This is a genomic window from Enterobacter huaxiensis, from assembly GCF_003594935.2.
GTDB lineage: Bacteria > Pseudomonadota > Gammaproteobacteria > Enterobacterales > Enterobacteriaceae > Enterobacter > Enterobacter huaxiensis.
Map to the genome: position 1 here is coordinate 1,685,669 of NZ_CP043342.1, position 14,141 is coordinate 1,699,809.

Annotated in this window: 16 protein-coding genes; all 16 read left to right on the forward strand. The window is 51.7% G+C overall.

Going from position 1 to position 14,141, the window contains the following annotated elements:
• Nucleotide 1 precedes the first annotated feature (1 nt).
• The 16 genes from D5067_RS08055 (at nucleotide 2) to D5067_RS08125 (ending at nucleotide 14,022) form a co-directional block, all read left to right on the forward strand.
• Nucleotides 2-298 carry a phage holin family protein gene (locus D5067_RS08055; RefSeq protein ID WP_119938296.1) on the forward strand — a complete coding sequence of 99 codons (297 nt, stop codon included), beginning with the start codon at nucleotides 2-4 and terminating at the stop codon, nucleotides 296-298.
• Nucleotides 295-636 carry a M15 family metallopeptidase gene (locus D5067_RS08060; RefSeq protein ID WP_119938295.1) on the forward strand — a complete coding sequence of 114 codons (342 nt, stop codon included), beginning with the start codon at nucleotides 295-297 and terminating at the stop codon, nucleotides 634-636. Before D5067_RS08055 ends, D5067_RS08060 begins: the two co-directional genes overlap by 4 nt.
• Complete coding sequence (locus D5067_RS08065) at nucleotides 636-965, forward strand: hypothetical protein (protein ID WP_119938294.1); 330 nt, start codon at nucleotides 636-638, stop codon at nucleotides 963-965. Before D5067_RS08060 ends, D5067_RS08065 begins: the two co-directional genes overlap by 1 nt.
• Nucleotides 937-1,125 carry a hypothetical protein gene (locus D5067_RS08070; protein ID WP_119938293.1) on the forward strand — a complete coding sequence of 63 codons (189 nt, stop codon included), beginning with the start codon at nucleotides 937-939 and terminating at the stop codon, nucleotides 1,123-1,125. The genes D5067_RS08065 and D5067_RS08070 overlap by 29 nt, the downstream gene beginning before the upstream one ends.
• Entirely contained in the window at nucleotides 1,112-1,369 is a 258-nt protein-coding gene (locus D5067_RS08075) for a putative phage tail assembly chaperone (RefSeq protein ID WP_133302843.1), read from the forward strand. Before D5067_RS08070 ends, D5067_RS08075 begins: the two co-directional genes overlap by 14 nt.
• An 86-nt stretch (nucleotides 1,370-1,455) precedes the next feature.
• Nucleotides 1,456-1,560: a DUF6890 family protein gene (locus tag D5067_RS24130; protein WP_374208598.1), complete on the forward strand. Its 105-nt coding sequence runs from the start codon at nucleotides 1,456-1,458 to the stop codon at nucleotides 1,558-1,560.
• Nucleotides 1,557-3,581, forward strand: a complete 2,025-nt coding sequence (locus D5067_RS08080) for a phage tail tape measure protein (RefSeq protein ID WP_119938291.1) — start codon at nucleotides 1,557-1,559, stop codon at nucleotides 3,579-3,581. The genes D5067_RS24130 and D5067_RS08080 overlap by 4 nt, the downstream gene beginning before the upstream one ends.
• Complete coding sequence (locus D5067_RS08085; RefSeq protein WP_119938290.1) at nucleotides 3,581-3,910, forward strand: DUF2590 family protein; 330 nt, start codon at nucleotides 3,581-3,583, stop codon at nucleotides 3,908-3,910. Before D5067_RS08080 ends, D5067_RS08085 begins: the two co-directional genes overlap by 1 nt.
• Complete coding sequence (locus D5067_RS08090; RefSeq protein ID WP_119938289.1) at nucleotides 3,907-5,091, forward strand: baseplate J/gp47 family protein; 1,185 nt, start codon at nucleotides 3,907-3,909, stop codon at nucleotides 5,089-5,091. The genes D5067_RS08085 and D5067_RS08090 overlap by 4 nt, the downstream gene beginning before the upstream one ends.
• Entirely contained in the window at nucleotides 5,084-5,680 is a 597-nt protein-coding gene (locus D5067_RS08095; protein ID WP_119938288.1) for a phage tail protein, read from the forward strand. The genes D5067_RS08090 and D5067_RS08095 overlap by 8 nt, the downstream gene beginning before the upstream one ends.
• 5 nt (nucleotides 5,681-5,685) lie before the next feature.
• Nucleotides 5,686-8,016: a phage tail-collar fiber domain-containing protein gene (locus tag D5067_RS08100; protein WP_119938287.1), complete on the forward strand. Its 2,331-nt coding sequence runs from the start codon at nucleotides 5,686-5,688 to the stop codon at nucleotides 8,014-8,016.
• Nucleotides 8,017-8,026: 10 nt separating this feature from the next.
• Nucleotides 8,027-8,545 (forward strand): tail fiber assembly protein, encoded by a 519-nt coding sequence (locus D5067_RS08105; protein ID WP_235843333.1) that lies wholly within the window; start codon nucleotides 8,027-8,029, stop codon nucleotides 8,543-8,545.
• Nucleotides 8,545-9,270 carry a hypothetical protein gene (locus D5067_RS08110; protein ID WP_119938286.1) on the forward strand — a complete coding sequence of 242 codons (726 nt, stop codon included), beginning with the start codon at nucleotides 8,545-8,547 and terminating at the stop codon, nucleotides 9,268-9,270. The genes D5067_RS08105 and D5067_RS08110 overlap by 1 nt, the downstream gene beginning before the upstream one ends.
• Nucleotides 9,242-9,781, forward strand: a complete 540-nt coding sequence (locus D5067_RS08115; RefSeq protein WP_119938285.1) for a baseplate complex protein — start codon at nucleotides 9,242-9,244, stop codon at nucleotides 9,779-9,781. Before D5067_RS08110 ends, D5067_RS08115 begins: the two co-directional genes overlap by 29 nt.
• Nucleotides 9,782-9,783: 2 nt before the next feature.
• Entirely contained in the window at nucleotides 9,784-11,463 is a 1,680-nt protein-coding gene (locus tag D5067_RS08120; RefSeq protein ID WP_119938284.1) for a hypothetical protein, read from the forward strand.
• A gap of 1,206 nt (nucleotides 11,464-12,669) precedes the next feature.
• The gene (locus tag D5067_RS08125) at nucleotides 12,670-14,022 is read left to right on the forward strand and encodes an SIR2 family protein (RefSeq protein WP_119938282.1); all 1,353 of its coding nucleotides are present in this window, start codon (nucleotides 12,670-12,672) and stop codon (nucleotides 14,020-14,022) included.
• Nucleotides 14,023-14,141: the final 119 nt, after the last annotated feature.

Here is a 14,141-nt window from a genome sequence, read left to right on the forward strand (position 1 = left end):
GATGCAGGATTACGAAAAGGGATTTATTGCGCTGGCCATCATGGGCGCCATGATTGCGCTGGGAAAAATGCTGAACAGCGGTGAGCCTATCACCGTCCGTTTACTGGCCGGTCGCCTGATTGTTGGCAGTGCGCTGTCACTGCTGGCCGGCGTGGCGCTGTATGTGGTACCGGATATTCATCCGCTGGCGCTGGTCGGCATTGGTTCGGGGCTGGGGATTCTGGGTCTGAACGGTGTGGAAGCCTGGCTGCGTAAAAAAGGGATCGGCGGTTTTTTGAATGAAGGGGCAGGGAAATGACTCTGAGCGAAAAACAGCAGCTTTTCACCGTAATGGTGGCAAATCTGATCCAGTGGGCGGAAGAACACGGCTATCGCCTGACGTTCGGTGAAGCGTACCGCACGCCTGAGCAGGCCGCACTGAATGCGAAAAAAGGCAGCGGTATCACCAACAGCCTGCATACCCAGCGTCTGGCCGTGGACTTCAATCTGTTCATTAACGGCCAGTACCAGACCGACAGCGCGGCGTACCTGCCGCTGGGCGAGTACTGGGAGACGCTTGGCGGTACGTGGGGCGGGCGCTTTAAATCCCGTCCGGACGGCAATCACTTCAGCCTGGAACACAACGGGGTTCGTTGATGGAACATCCTGTGGTGAGAATTCTTCTGGTTGTCCTGACGTTCTGTAGCGGCTGGACGGTGGCAGGGTGGCAGCGGGACAGTATTGACCTTGCGATAAGCCAGGCGGCCACCGCTACCGGTAAGCAGCTGGCAGACGCGGCCAGCGCGTCGGGGCGAAAACTGGAGGAGCAGCTGGAGGCTTTAAAAAATGCACAACCGCGCGAAATTCGTACCGAAGTGGTTAAGCCGGTCTTTACCAATCGCTGCCTGTCTGATGATTTTGTCAGCATGTACAACGAAGCCGCAGCCGGTACCGAACGTGCGCTTTCAGGAAAACCTGAAAACTAAATGTACCGCGCAGCTGCCGCGTCTGGCCGGAACGACGGGGCGTGATGCAGCTGAGTTATTAACCCTTTATCTGGACTTATACGGGCAGTGTGCTGCCCGACATAACCAGCTTGTTGATGAAATTAATTTAAGAGAGAGTGTTATTTATGGAAAAGATTAATCTTACTGTTTGTGGTCAGGATATTACCTTTGAACCTAACCAGACGGCTTATAACAAATTCATTAATGAAATGGCGATGGATAATAAAGTCGTGCCGGCGCACAGTTATCTGACGCGTATTGTGGCTGCGGAAAGCAAAGAAGCACTGGCCGATATTTTAAAACGTCCCGGAGCTGCGCTTCAGCTCGCGGGCAAGGTTAACGAGATTTATGCGCCAGAACTGGAAATTGAAGTAAAAAACTAACCAGACGAGTCCAGACTATTGAAGAAAATGGACTCGAACAATACCTGATATTGCGCCGTTATTATCTCCCGCACGGGGAAGATACCGTGGATGATATTTCCGCTGCCATATGGCTGGATAATCGCCACTGGGAGAATATGCGCGTTGCGGTGGCTAACGGAATTAGCACGGCATTTAAAGGCACGGAATGAAACAATTAGATTTTACATTAAGCCTGATTGATAAACTGACCCGCCCGTTAAAACAGGCGCAGGCCAGCGTATCCGGCTTTGCGGAAAAATCAAAAAATGCCTTTAAGCAGGTTGGTGCCGGTTCGCTGGCCATGTGGGGCGTTGCTCAGGCCATTCAGGGGGCATTGTCGCCGGCGATTGAGATGTATGACGCGCTGAACGATGCCGCCGCAAAAGGGATTGATGATACTTCGCTGAAAACCGTGCAGCGTGATGCGCTGCGCTTCAGCATGACCTACGGTGCCAGTGCGGTGGAGTTCGTGAAGTCAACGGAAGACATTAACGCCTCCATCGCCGGCCTGAGCACTACCGAGCTGCCGAAGGTGACGAAAGTCGCCAATACCCTGGCGTTTGCCATGAAATCCACCGCTGCCGAAACCACGGAATTCATGGGACAGATGTTCGGCAACTTTTCCGCTGAGGCGGCGAGGCTGGGTAAAGTCCCGTTTGCCGAACAGCTGGCGGGCAAGATGGTGTACATGCGCAAAACCTTCGGTACCGAGATGGGAACCATCAAAGACCTGATGGAAGGTGCGCGCGGCGTCGGGACGAACTACGGCGTCGGGATGGATGAACAGCTGGCGGTGCTGGGACAACTGCAACGCACACTCGGAACGGAGGCCAGCAGCGCGTACGAGGGCTTTATGACGGGTGCCATTGATGGTGCCAAAAAGCTCGGGCTGTCGTTTACCGATGTGAACGGCAAAATGCTGTCCATGCCTGACATGCTGGCGAAGCTACAGAACAAGTACGGTAAAAGCCTGGATGGCAACCTGAAAGCGCAGGCGGAGCTGGATGCGGCCTTTGGTGACAGTTCAGCAGTAGTGAAACAGCTGTATGGCAATGTTGCGTTACTTCAACGCAATATCACCGAGCTGGGCGGGGCTGACGGACTGAAGCGCACGCAGGAAATGGCGCAAAAGATGGTCAAGCCGTGGGATCGCTTTGTGCAAATCCTGAAATCTATTCAGACGGTGATTGGCCTGACGTTGATCCCCGTGCTGTATCCGGTACTGAACCGCCTGGCCGATATGGGGCAGACCTTTGCCCGCTGGATGCAGATGTTCCCCAACATCGCGCGCGTAATCGGGTATGCCACGCTGGCATTACTGGGTTTTGCTGCCGTGGGGGCGAGCGCCAATATTGTGATGGGAGTCTCTAAATTCATCATCATGGGGCTGACCGGTGTATGGCGTCTGCTGGTTGCGGTCGTGAAGTCGTACACCGTGGTTGTCTGGCTGGCGCAGAAAGCAGTTTTAGCCTGGAATATTGTGCTGAAAACCCTGCGCGGCGTGCTGCTGGCGGTGCGTATGGCTGCGATGCTGGCGGGAATCAGTTTCAATCTGATGAGCTGGCCGGTGCTTCTGGTCATCGCAGCGATTGCGGCGCTGGTCGTGGGCTGTTATCTGCTGGTTAAGCACTGGGATACCATTAAAGCCGCCGTCATGGACAGCGCCGCCTTTAAGGCTGCGGCTGATGTAGTGAAGTGGCTGGCGGGTGTGTTCGGCTCCGCATGGGATTCGATCGTCGCCGGCTGGAACAGCTTCATTGCGCTGCTCACCGGCTTTTCTCCGTCAAAGGCGTTAAGCGGCATCGTGTCGCTGTTTGACAATATCTGGCAGACCATCAAAGGCGGGTTCCTGAAGTCCTGGAACTGGATTGTCGGCAAACTGAACAAAATCCCCGGCGTGGATATTAAGCTGTCTCCTGTTGTTAATCCCGTAAGTCCTGAAGTTGCGGGCGGAGTGATGCCGCCCGTTATGCAGAATAATTACGCCGGCAATATTCAGCAGTCGCTGACAGCCAATACGCTCTCAACCGGGGGGCAACTAAAAGGCGTCGACCGGGGCGGAATCAGCAGCACTATCAGTAAAAATTCAAAAGCCGTAACGGACAACAGCAAGACGATTGGTGAAGTGCATTTCCATACAAAAGAAGCGCTTTCACCCGCTCAGCTAATGGAATGGCAGGAGCTTAATTAATGAGTGATGTGCTTTATATCGACCTGCTTATTGAGGGGCGAAACTTTGTACTTAATACCGGCAGTGAGCCGGAACTGTGCAATAACCGCAAAAGTATCGGGCAGGATGTTGTGCACTCGATTATCGAAAGCGGGCTGGCCACGCAGTTAATTGCCGAGCGCAGCCCGACATTACGCGCAGATATTTTTACTCAGCTGGAACTGCTGGTTGAAAGTGACGATCGCATTGTGCCGGGTACGGTGGAAATCCGCGATGAGAGCGCGAAGCGGCTGTGGGTGACTGCCGGTACCTATGATTTTGGCAGCATTACTTATCAGGTGAACCTATGACGGAAAAGCCACAGGTCGATTTTGAAGAGGTGGTGAAAGCCAGCGGGATGCCGACCACGGAAGATGAGGTACGTACCCGTTTCGATGCCGTTGTGGCCGATGAAGGGCTGATTACCAACACGTCACGTATGTCGCCATTCTGGCGGCTTATTACGGCGATTGTTACCGCGCCGGTGATGTGGCTGAAAGACGCGCTGGTAGCGGTGGTCATGCCCGGTATGTTTGTGGCCACTGCCACCGGTCAGATGCTGCGCCTGCTTGCCTGGGCGGTGAACGTCACGCCAAAACCGGCCAGCGCGGCCGAGGGTGTGATCCGCTTTTTCAAGGATGATGTAAAACAGGCGGTGACGGTCAAAGCCGGCACGGTGATACAGACCGAGCGTATCAATGGAAAGGTGTATGCCGTATCCACCGTCGCTGATGTCACGATCCCCTCCGGTACGGCCAGCGCACTGCTGGCGGTAAAAGCGACGGGAACAGGCGGAGCGTACAACCTTGCGCCGGGCTATTTCCGCATTCTGCCGGTGGCCGTGGATGGTATAAGCCACGTCGCCAGTGAAGAAAACTGGCTGACGGTACCGGGGGCGGACGAGGAGAGCGACGACGAGCTGCGCGAACGCTGCCGTAATCAGTTTAATCTGGTCGGGAATTACCATACCGACGCGGTATATCGTTCGATGATTGCCGGCGTTGCGGGTCTGAGTATTGACCGGATCTTCTTTGAGCATGATGCGCCACGCGGACCCGGTACCGCCAATGCCTATCTGTTGCTGGACAGCGGTGTGGCGTCAGACCCGTTTATAGAGGCCGTCAACGACTATATCAACACGCAGGGGCATCATGGCCACGGCGATGATATGCAGTGTTTTGCCATGCCGGAAACCCGTCACGATCTGGTTGCCACGGTCTGGGTTAAAAACCTGAGCAACCTGGAGCAGGAGCAGCAGAACAACCTCAAAAAAGGGGTTGAAAACCTTATCCGCTGCGCCTTTCGGGAGAATACCGACTATGACGTGAAGAAGACGTGGCCATACTCGCGTTTTTCCTTCTCGCAGCTGGGGCGGGAGATCCACAAGACGTTCCCGGATACGGATTCGCTGGAATTTTCGCTGAAAGATATTACCAGTGAACTCAGCGTGCCGCGCCTGAACTCTCTAAGGGTGGATTTACAGAATGAATGATTTTCTTAAAAAGCTGGCCAGCATGGTTCTGCCGTCATGGATGAACCAGGGGGAGCCGCAAAAGCTCCTTAAAGCGGCGCAGACCTTTTGGGCGGAGGTATACAGCTGGATAACGTGGCCGCTGCGTCAGTTTGACCCGCTGACCTGCAACGAAACGATACTGGGTCTCATTGCATGGGACAGGGATATCAGCCGTTTTAACGGCGAACCGCTGAACCTCTTTCGCCGGCGCGTCGCTTACGCCTTTGTGAATGCGGCAGATGCCGGTTCCGTTGCCGGCTTTATTAAAATCTTTGACCGGCTGGGAATTGGCTATGTGGAGCTGCTGGAGCGTCAGCCGGATATTGACTGGGACGTGATACTGGTTCGCGTCACTGACAGCCAGATATCCGCCAACACGCAGCTGATGATTCAGATTATTCGCCAGTACGGCCGCACGTGCCGGCGCTACCAGTTTGAGGTGATTACCTCTGAAACCTTATCCATCCGGGCAGGGTGGGATCAGGGTGAATATGTTGTTTATCCGGCGAGGATTGCCGGCACGGAAACCAGCAGCGCGACATTCAGCGCACGCTTACAGGGAGAGTAGTTTTTATGTCACAGACCGCTATCACGCTGGTGTTTGAGCAGTGGAAAGCGCAGCAGGCTGCGACGGGCGAGCCTGTCCTGCTGGATGAGTTCGTTTTTGCGATGGTTCCGGGGCTAGACCCGGCCTTGCCCGTCGATCGCAGTGAAGCGTTGCCACCGGCCGCGCAGATTGTTTACCGCGCACCCGTCGCCCGTAAGGGGGTCGTGAATGAAAATTCGGTGGTGCATTCGGCGGTTCTGGGCGCTGATGTGGGGGACTTCTCCTTTAACTGGATCGGGCTGATGAACAAGGCCAGCGGCACGCTGGCGATGATTGTCCATGCACCTGAGCAGCAGAAGCTGAAAACGAAGGATGGCCAGCAGGGCAACGTCCTGACCCGTTCTTTCCTGATGGAGTTCACCGGCGCACAGACCGAAACGGCCATTAACACGCCGGCAGAGACCTGGCAGATTGATTTCACTGCCCGTATGGCGGGGATGGATGAACGTCAGCGTCTGGAAAATATTGATATTTATGGTACGGCGGCGTTTTTTGGTGACGGCTGGCTGGTCGGTAAATCGGGCAATCAATATTTTGTGTCCAAAGGTGCGGGCTACGTGGCTGGCCTGCGTGCCGGACTGGCTGCGAATCAAAATATCACCGTCACCACAAAGCCAGTTAAAGTCTGGCTGGACGTGTGCTGGACAGGGGCGTTAACCAGCGTCTGGGCGGTGCAGAGCAAGGTTACGGTTGCCGCTAATCTTGCGGATTATGTACAGAATGGCGTACAGCATTACGTGTTTGCGCTGGCGAGCATTGACGCGAACGGGAATATTACCGACCTGCGCCCGAAAGGTTCGCTTAATGACCAGGCTGCGAGCGATGCGCTGAAAGCGCACGAAAAATCACGTAATCATCCGGATGCAACGACCGGCGAAAAAGGGTTTGTGCAACTCAGTAGCGCGACGAACAGCGACAGTGAAACGCTGGCGGCAACGCCGAAAGCGGTTAAGGCTGCTAACGATAACGCGAATAATCGTTTGATCGTTGCAAACAATAACCTCAGCGTGGATTTGAATACGCTGGGTAAAGCGACAGATGCAGGCATTTATCCGCAACAGCAAAATGCGTCAGCCACAACGGCTAACCATTATCCCGTTAATGCAGCGGGTACGCTTTTTGTTACACCGTCTGCGTACGGCTGCCAGCAAATGTATGTTTCTTACAGCAGCCGTATTTTTGTCCGGGCTTTGACCGGTGTTTTTAATGGCAATGGTCCCTGGACTGACTGGCTTGAGTTCTTCAGTACTAACGGCGGTACGTTGTCTGGTTCACTGGCGATTGCCATGAATGCGCCCAATATTGCGCTGAGGAGTACAGGGGACGATACGCGCCAGTACATCATGTCGTATAAAAAAGATGGTTCTAACTCATGGTATGTAGGGAAAGCTAACGCTAACAGCGAATCCCTGATGCTGTGGAACTATCAGTCAAATAGCGGCATTGAAATTGATGTAAATGGCCGTATCAGTTTAAGGGCAAACGGGAAAACGGTTATTTTCAACCCGGACGGTACCTTCGACGGTGAAATCATTGGTAAAACCGCTAATAACTTCCGCATTGCATACGGCAGCTATGGTTCTTTCTGGCGCAATGATGGCAACAATCTGTATCTGATGCTGACAGATAGCGGCGCACCTCTTGGGAGCTATAACAGCTTGCGTCCTCTACAGGTGAACCTGAGCACAGGAAATGTAGTTTTCGGGGAGGGGGTCAACGCCACAAAAGGCATTTCAGCGGGATATGTCGGGGCGTATGCATGGGATCAGCAGTACAACACTACAGCCGCTTACTATCAGGATTTTAGCTCTGCTGGAACCAGCGAATATCACCCACTTATTAAGCAACGCGCACGACTGAGTAGTAATGCATGGGTGTTTTCAATGGGTGCCCTGATTAGTGGAACAGTATTGAGCTGGCATTTACATATCCGGGGCAGCGCCGGGCAGGAATATAACCACAAGTGGGACACCAGCGGCAATTACGCCTGCCCGGGGCAAGTCACTCCTGCTAACTACGCAAACTTTGATGCACGTTATTACACCAAAACGCTTTCCGATTCGCGCTATTACACCAAAGCTCAGTCCGACGCGGGCTATCAGGCAAAGGGGAATTATGTTACCGGCGTTCGTTTTGGGGCGTCGGCAGAATACCAGGAGCGCGGAAATAGTGAGCGTATGACTGGCGGTGTGATGACGTCATTTGCTGACCGGGGAAGTTCAAATTACTGGATCCGTCTTCGTCCGCTCCAGTATCAGATTAACGGCGGCTCCTGGGTTACTGCGGCCTATTCATAAGGAAATGATTATGATGCTAATGAAAAATTTTAGCGCAACGACAAAACAGCTTGATGACATTTCAATCATGGTGTTTACCGATGAGGACGGCAACGACTGGTATGAATCGCAGGGTAAATTTTCGGCTACCAGTCTGAAATTCATGTTTGATGAAAAAGGCAATATCGTTGCCGCATCATGGGATGTATCCATGCTGGCGCCAGAAAATTTGTCGGTTTCGGAAGTCCGAAAGGCCAGCGTGCCGGCTGATTTTTTCGAACCGGGTAAGCGCTGGGTATTTGATGGCAAAAAAATCATCCCGTTTGCTTATTCACAGGAAGAACTACAGCAGCAGGCCAAAGACCAGCGCGATCGCTTACTGAGTGAGGCAAGGGAAAAGATTGTTGTTCCTCAGACCAAATTGATGGCGGGGAGAACGCTGACCGAAGCACAGCTCAATGAGTTAAACGCCTGGCTTGATTATATGGACGCTCTGGAAGCCGTTGATATTTCCGTAATGCCCGTCAGTTTTCCGGAGGCACCAGAATAATGTGGCGTGAAGCAAAGATCGCATTTTCTGATGCCATCGCGTCGGTGAGCTGTTCCGTTATTCCCGCGCACCCCTGGGTTTATGGTCTGGGACAGCAGACAGAGAACGGGGCGTATCTCAGCCCCGTTAATGCGATTTCATACCTGGCTGAGAAGCTGGCCGGGACAGGCGGTAATGCGGAAGTGGTGATTATGATGGTCGCTGGCCAGACGCATGACAGCTTTATGAACAGTCTCAACCAGCTGGTAGACGTTTTTCCGTCGCCGGCTTTCACGCAGGTAAAGCGTCTGGCGCAATCCACCGCAGAGCTGGCCTTAGAAAGAATGCAAATCCCAGCGAAGTATACCGCTGGCGTTGCTGATGTTATTCCGCTGTCAATTCCGACCAGCAGGGCAGCACTGGCAGCAGCGGCAGTAAAAAAAGCGCAGGAAGAAGCTGCCGCAGCGGTGGATATTGGCGCGCTGAAGCAGCAGCTGGACGACTTTAGCCGGCTGCGCGATAACCTGCTGGGCGACATCTCCGGCAGTCTGGAGGAATTGCAGGGTAAAAGCGCCAGAGCATGGGTATTTACTGGTAGTGGTGATTTGGCTACCACGTTGCTGGAGCTGGTCAAGGGCATCCCGCTGCAATCGGCGGTTTACTCTGCGGCGATGATGCTGACCGGCGATAATCTCGACGGCATAAAAGGAATGATACATGACCTCGAACCCGACGCTGGCGCTTAACGGAGAAGCGATCCAGCTGAAAAACATGCGTGTAACCATAACGCAGCAGTTTCAGGATAAAGACCAGTCCGGCCAGACCAGCGCTACGACCAAATCCGAACAGGGGGCGAAGGGAAAGGAGCTGCGCGTATCCGGTGAAGTTCCCTTTAAAAATAAGGCTATTTTGCGCCGCATCTTTGAGCTGGCCAGCGCCACCGATGCCAGCGGAAAGCGGCAGAAATACCGCGTGGCGCATGAGCAGGCGCGGGCTGTTAATTTTCGTGAAGCCACCTTTACCGGCACGCTGGATGCCCCGCAGCAGGACGGGAAAATGTCCTGGCTGGTGACATTTACGCTGACCGAGCATATCAGCGTCCAGGAGAAGAAAGAGGCAAGGGCGAGCAGTAAAACGACGGCGAAAAAGCAGGGAGGCGCGGCGGGAAGCGCAGGCCAGTCTGCTGACGAAGATGATGAGAAAATGACGTGGTTTGAGCGAAAAGTCCTGAAGCCCGTCAACGATGCGCTGGGGTAAGGATGAAACCGATAAAACGTCTGTACCTGTCAACCGATGAGGTACATCTCGCTGATGCCAGTCTGGTGCTGGAGCTGAACAGCTGCGGCCGGGGATTTATCACGGCCGAAACTGACCAGGATTATACCGGCAAGCTGGTGCGTCTTAATGTGGGCTATACAGACCTGCTTTTGCGGTGGTTTACCGGGTATGTTGAACGATCGCAGCCGGCTGATAACGGTTTTCAGCGGCTTTTTGTTCGTGAGCTGGTCGGCGTGTTTGAACGCCTGTGGCCATGCTCACTTCAGCACCCCACGCTGCGCAGTATTGCGGGCTGGCTGGAAGAGAACAGCGGCATTACGGTGATGGTTCCTGATGCTGACTACACCGATAAACCGATCCCCCACTTTACCCACAGCGGCAGCGGGTATCAGTTGTTGAATAATCTGGGTAAAGCCTTTGGCATAACGGATTACATCTGGTACCAGCTACCGGATGGCGGGCTGTATGTGGGAGGCGCGGAAAAGTCACTCTTTGCCGGTAAGCCGGTGGATATCCCGGCCGGGTTCAGCCAGGGGGCTGCTGGCGGTAACACCATGACGTTACCCGTTGTTCAGAGCCTGCGGCCGGGGGTTGAAATGAACGGCGAGCGCGTCACAAAGGTACATCTGACTAACGATACGATGGCCGTTACCTGGACACCGCGTAACCGCGCCACCGGCAAGCCATTGCAAAAATCACCGGTACAGCGGCAGATTGAAAGCCATTTCCCTGAGCTGGCGTCCGGGCTACACCTGCCGAAGTTCGCCAGGGTCATCGCGCCGACAGAAGCAGTTAAGAGCGGCAATTTTTCGGATCCGTTCCGTCCGCGCTACGCCGTGGACGTGCAGCTGCTTGACGCAGACGGAAAACCCGACGCGCAAACGCCCGTTTATTCTGCTGTTCCACTCCCGGTACCGATGGCCGGTAATGATTCCGGCATGTACCAGTTCCCGCCTGAAGGTACGCTGGTAGAAGTTGCCTTTACTGACGGCCGGCCGGATAAACCATTTATCCGCCAGACTGTGCCGGATGGTACCAGCCTGCCGGATATCAAACCCGGCGAGCAGCTCCAGCAGCAGCGGGCGGAAGTCTCCCAGCGCGTGACGCAGGCCGGAGACTGGGTACGGCAGACTGACCAGACAATCAGCGAAACATCGATGGCCAGAACGGTTAAGGCAGATACGGAAAGTCGGGAGCTGGTGAGCCGGGAAACGACCATTAAAGCCACGGATAAGACCAGCGTTATCGGTACGTCCACGTTGATGGCCGGAGCCATTCAGCAGGTCAGCACCGGTAAATTTAGCCAGGCGATTCAGGGTAGCCGGCTGGCCACGGTCGGCGGAAATGATGAACTGGCCGTAGCCGAAAACGCCACCGTTACGATCGGCATGAACCTGACGGAGCAGATTGGCCAGATCCGGAAAAGCGTTGCGGCCGTACAGCAGCAGATTATCGCGCCAGTGGTATGGATCGGTTCCGGCAGCATTAACGTGGCGCAGCTGATGCTGGATACGCTTGATGTGGTCAGGCAGCTGGCAGAACTGACGGCCAGCCACACGCACAGCAATACCGGCACGCCGACGAACGCCGGCGATATCCGCAGCACCGGCGCAAAGGCTGACACCTTGAACGGTAAATACTCCCCCGTAATCGGCAAGTAATCCGCGTCCCACCCGCTCACCGTAGCGGGTTTTTTGTACCCCCCTCAAACGGCACAGAACGCCCACAGCGCAGCGCACCCTTACATACAGACAAAGACACTCCTTTATTCAGCGCAGCGGCGCACGCCTGCGCCAGCGAATCCTGAGCGCGACGAAATAACGACGGAAGTAACGAAAACGGCGCTACACCGCACCCGCCTGCGGTTTTCGTGTTGAAAAAGATTTCAGTTTTTCCGGGGGGACAAAACAACCAGCCAGACTGCGCCAGCGCTGGGGCTTTAGAGTCCGATCTCCAACTGAAATGTGTGAAACAGATTTCAAAGATTTCAGTTTTAGGACAATGGCCAGCAGGTCGGTGCAGAAGGGAAAGGCTTGCACCATGCGGTGTCAGGTGTGATTACGTAACTTTTTACGTAAGGAGCGGAGCGAAATCTTCTAACTGCCAAAAGACAGAAAGCCACAGCTGGCGCGGGTTTGCGGGGAATGGTGCGAACTGGCGCAACTGAAATAATTTGCACAGATCCGTCCGCGCCCATCCCAGCGCACACATGCCGCTATCAGTGACCAAATCAGTAACAGAGAGAGATACAAACTCACCATCAAATCAGGGTGATTTCTGACCAATCTGGATATTTCCAAAAATTGAAGGGGGGCATCGGAAAAACGTCACAAACGTCACAAGATTAAAATTTATCCTCTATCTATATGAAATTTAATAATAAATAGACATTACTGTACCATCACAAAAACATCACAAGAGCATCACAGTGTGATGGTCTTAAAACATCACAACTCTGTTTTATATGTCACTGAATTTATTGAGTGTGACGGTTTGTGTTACGTTTTGTGATGGTTTGAGTGTCACAATATTTATCGAGATAAATCAATAGGATAATAGGTTTTTTCAAGTGTGTGATGGTTGTGACGGTTTTCCGATGCCCCACTTAGAAATTAAGTGAGTAAGACGAGACTTTTTGAAAATTCGGATGGCACTAAATAGAGTGCTACCATGTGTCGCTAGAATTTTCGTAAATGTACTGAATTCAATGATATCCTATGGAGATAGGATCCCACGAAAAGGGTGTAGTTGTTAGGCGGAGAACCTAACCCGCTTGGCAAGGACAACATAACGCTTCTCAAAAGCATGTACTGAGCAAGCACATTTATGGGCAATTTTAATCTGCTTATAGAGGTTGAGATATCATTATGGAATTCAACGAATATCAAGCTGAAGTAATTAAAGATATAAAATCTTGTCTGGAAGGTCTTCAGGTTCAACCCATTTTATTTATGGGGGCAGGTATTTCTCAACGTTATATGAACTCTCCTTGTTGGGAGGAGTTACTAAAGTATCTGGCAGATTTATGCCCGCTGATAACACGCCCTTACGGATATTATAACCAGATGCATAATGGCAATAAGCCAATGATTGCTAGTGATTTCTCTGAATTATATGCTGAATGGGCATGGGATGCAGGAAAAGATAATTTCCCTGAAAAATATTTTACGGAAAATAATTCAAAAGATATCTATATCAAGCATGTGATATCAAACCACTTAAATTCTTTATCGGCTGGGGTAGATTTTGACACCCATGAGCATAGAGAAGAAATACAAAAACTCATAAAGATACGACCGCATGCAGTCATAACAACAAATTATGATGATGTTCTGGAAAGGATTTTTGAAAACTATCAACCAATAGTTGGTCATGATGTAGTTACGGTTAATTATACTTCCTACGGCGAAATCATGAAAATACACGGGAGTAGTACGGAACCTGAGAGTTTGATAATAACGAATGATGACTACATCCATTTTTATAATAGACGGAAATATATTAGTGCGAAATTGTTAACTTATTTCGCTGAGCATCCACTGTTCTTCTTTGGGTATAGTGTAAATGACGAAAATATAAAATCTATACTATCTGATATAGATGAGATTATTTCCCCAAACAATGCTCTAATACCTAATATTTACTTGGTATCCTTTGATAAGGATTGTGAAAAAACTGGTTCACATCAAAAAGAAATACTTATAGGTGTTGGGGAGAATAAATCAATAAGAATAAAAGTAATCTACGCTAATGATTTTAGTTGGGTATATGACGCACTTTCATCGAACTCTCCAGAGATTAGTGTTAACCCTAAACTAATCAGAGCTCTCTTAGCTAGGACATACACTTTTGCATCCCAATCATTAGTTAAACAAGAATTAGCGTATGATTTCGAAATGCTTAGACAAATTGCTGAAGAAGATAGTACTCTGCCTAAGCTGTATGGAATCGCTGAGCTTAATAATGGGCAGGCATTGAATGCAAACTACCCTTATACAATGTCTGAAGTAGCAAAACTATTAGGTCGGCAGTCATGGCATGCAGTGCAAAATATAATTGATAAAATTGAAGAAGAAAAACATTTTGATATAAAATCGAGTGATAATAATTACCACATAACAATAATGACAGGGAAAACAGGCTTTCATAAATATTCTCCATTGGCCCTTGAATTAATGAAAAAGGTCATAAACGGAGATGATTACGAACTGAATTTGTAAGAATCGTTATTGCTTAGTTGCGAAATCGAGACACGCTAACGCAGTTCATCGTCAGGACGCCTCAATGGCAAAGATGCTTCAACACAGATCAAACCCCGCTGATGCGGGGTTTTTTATTA

Bases quoted from the DNA above. Each gene is read 5' to 3' on its own strand.
- D5067_RS08055 (WP_119938296.1), top strand. From the start codon at position 2: ATGCAGGATTACGAAAAGGGATTTATTGCGCTGGCCATCATGGGCGCC.
- D5067_RS08060 (WP_119938295.1), top strand. From the start codon at position 295: ATGACTCTGAGCGAAAAACAGCAGCTTTTCACCGTAATGGTGGCAAAT.
- D5067_RS08065 (WP_119938294.1), top strand. From the start codon at position 636: ATGGAACATCCTGTGGTGAGAATTCTTCTGGTTGTCCTGACGTTCTGT.
- D5067_RS08075 (WP_133302843.1), top strand. From the start codon at position 1,112: ATGGAAAAGATTAATCTTACTGTTTGTGGTCAGGATATTACCTTTGAA.
- D5067_RS08080 (WP_119938291.1), top strand. From the start codon at position 1,557: ATGAAACAATTAGATTTTACATTAAGCCTGATTGATAAACTGACCCGC.
- D5067_RS08085 (WP_119938290.1), top strand. From the start codon at position 3,581: ATGAGTGATGTGCTTTATATCGACCTGCTTATTGAGGGGCGAAACTTT.
- D5067_RS08090 (WP_119938289.1), top strand. From the start codon at position 3,907: ATGACGGAAAAGCCACAGGTCGATTTTGAAGAGGTGGTGAAAGCCAGC.
- D5067_RS08095 (WP_119938288.1), top strand. From the start codon at position 5,084: ATGAATGATTTTCTTAAAAAGCTGGCCAGCATGGTTCTGCCGTCATGG.
- D5067_RS08100 (WP_119938287.1), top strand. From the start codon at position 5,686: ATGTCACAGACCGCTATCACGCTGGTGTTTGAGCAGTGGAAAGCGCAG.
- D5067_RS08105 (WP_235843333.1), top strand. From the start codon at position 8,027: ATGATGCTAATGAAAAATTTTAGCGCAACGACAAAACAGCTTGATGAC.
- D5067_RS08110 (WP_119938286.1), top strand. From the start codon at position 8,545: ATGTGGCGTGAAGCAAAGATCGCATTTTCTGATGCCATCGCGTCGGTG.
- D5067_RS08115 (WP_119938285.1), top strand. From the start codon at position 9,242: ATGACCTCGAACCCGACGCTGGCGCTTAACGGAGAAGCGATCCAGCTG.
- D5067_RS08120 (WP_119938284.1), top strand. From the start codon at position 9,784: ATGAAACCGATAAAACGTCTGTACCTGTCAACCGATGAGGTACATCTC.
- D5067_RS08125 (WP_119938282.1), top strand. From the start codon at position 12,670: ATGGAATTCAACGAATATCAAGCTGAAGTAATTAAAGATATAAAATCT.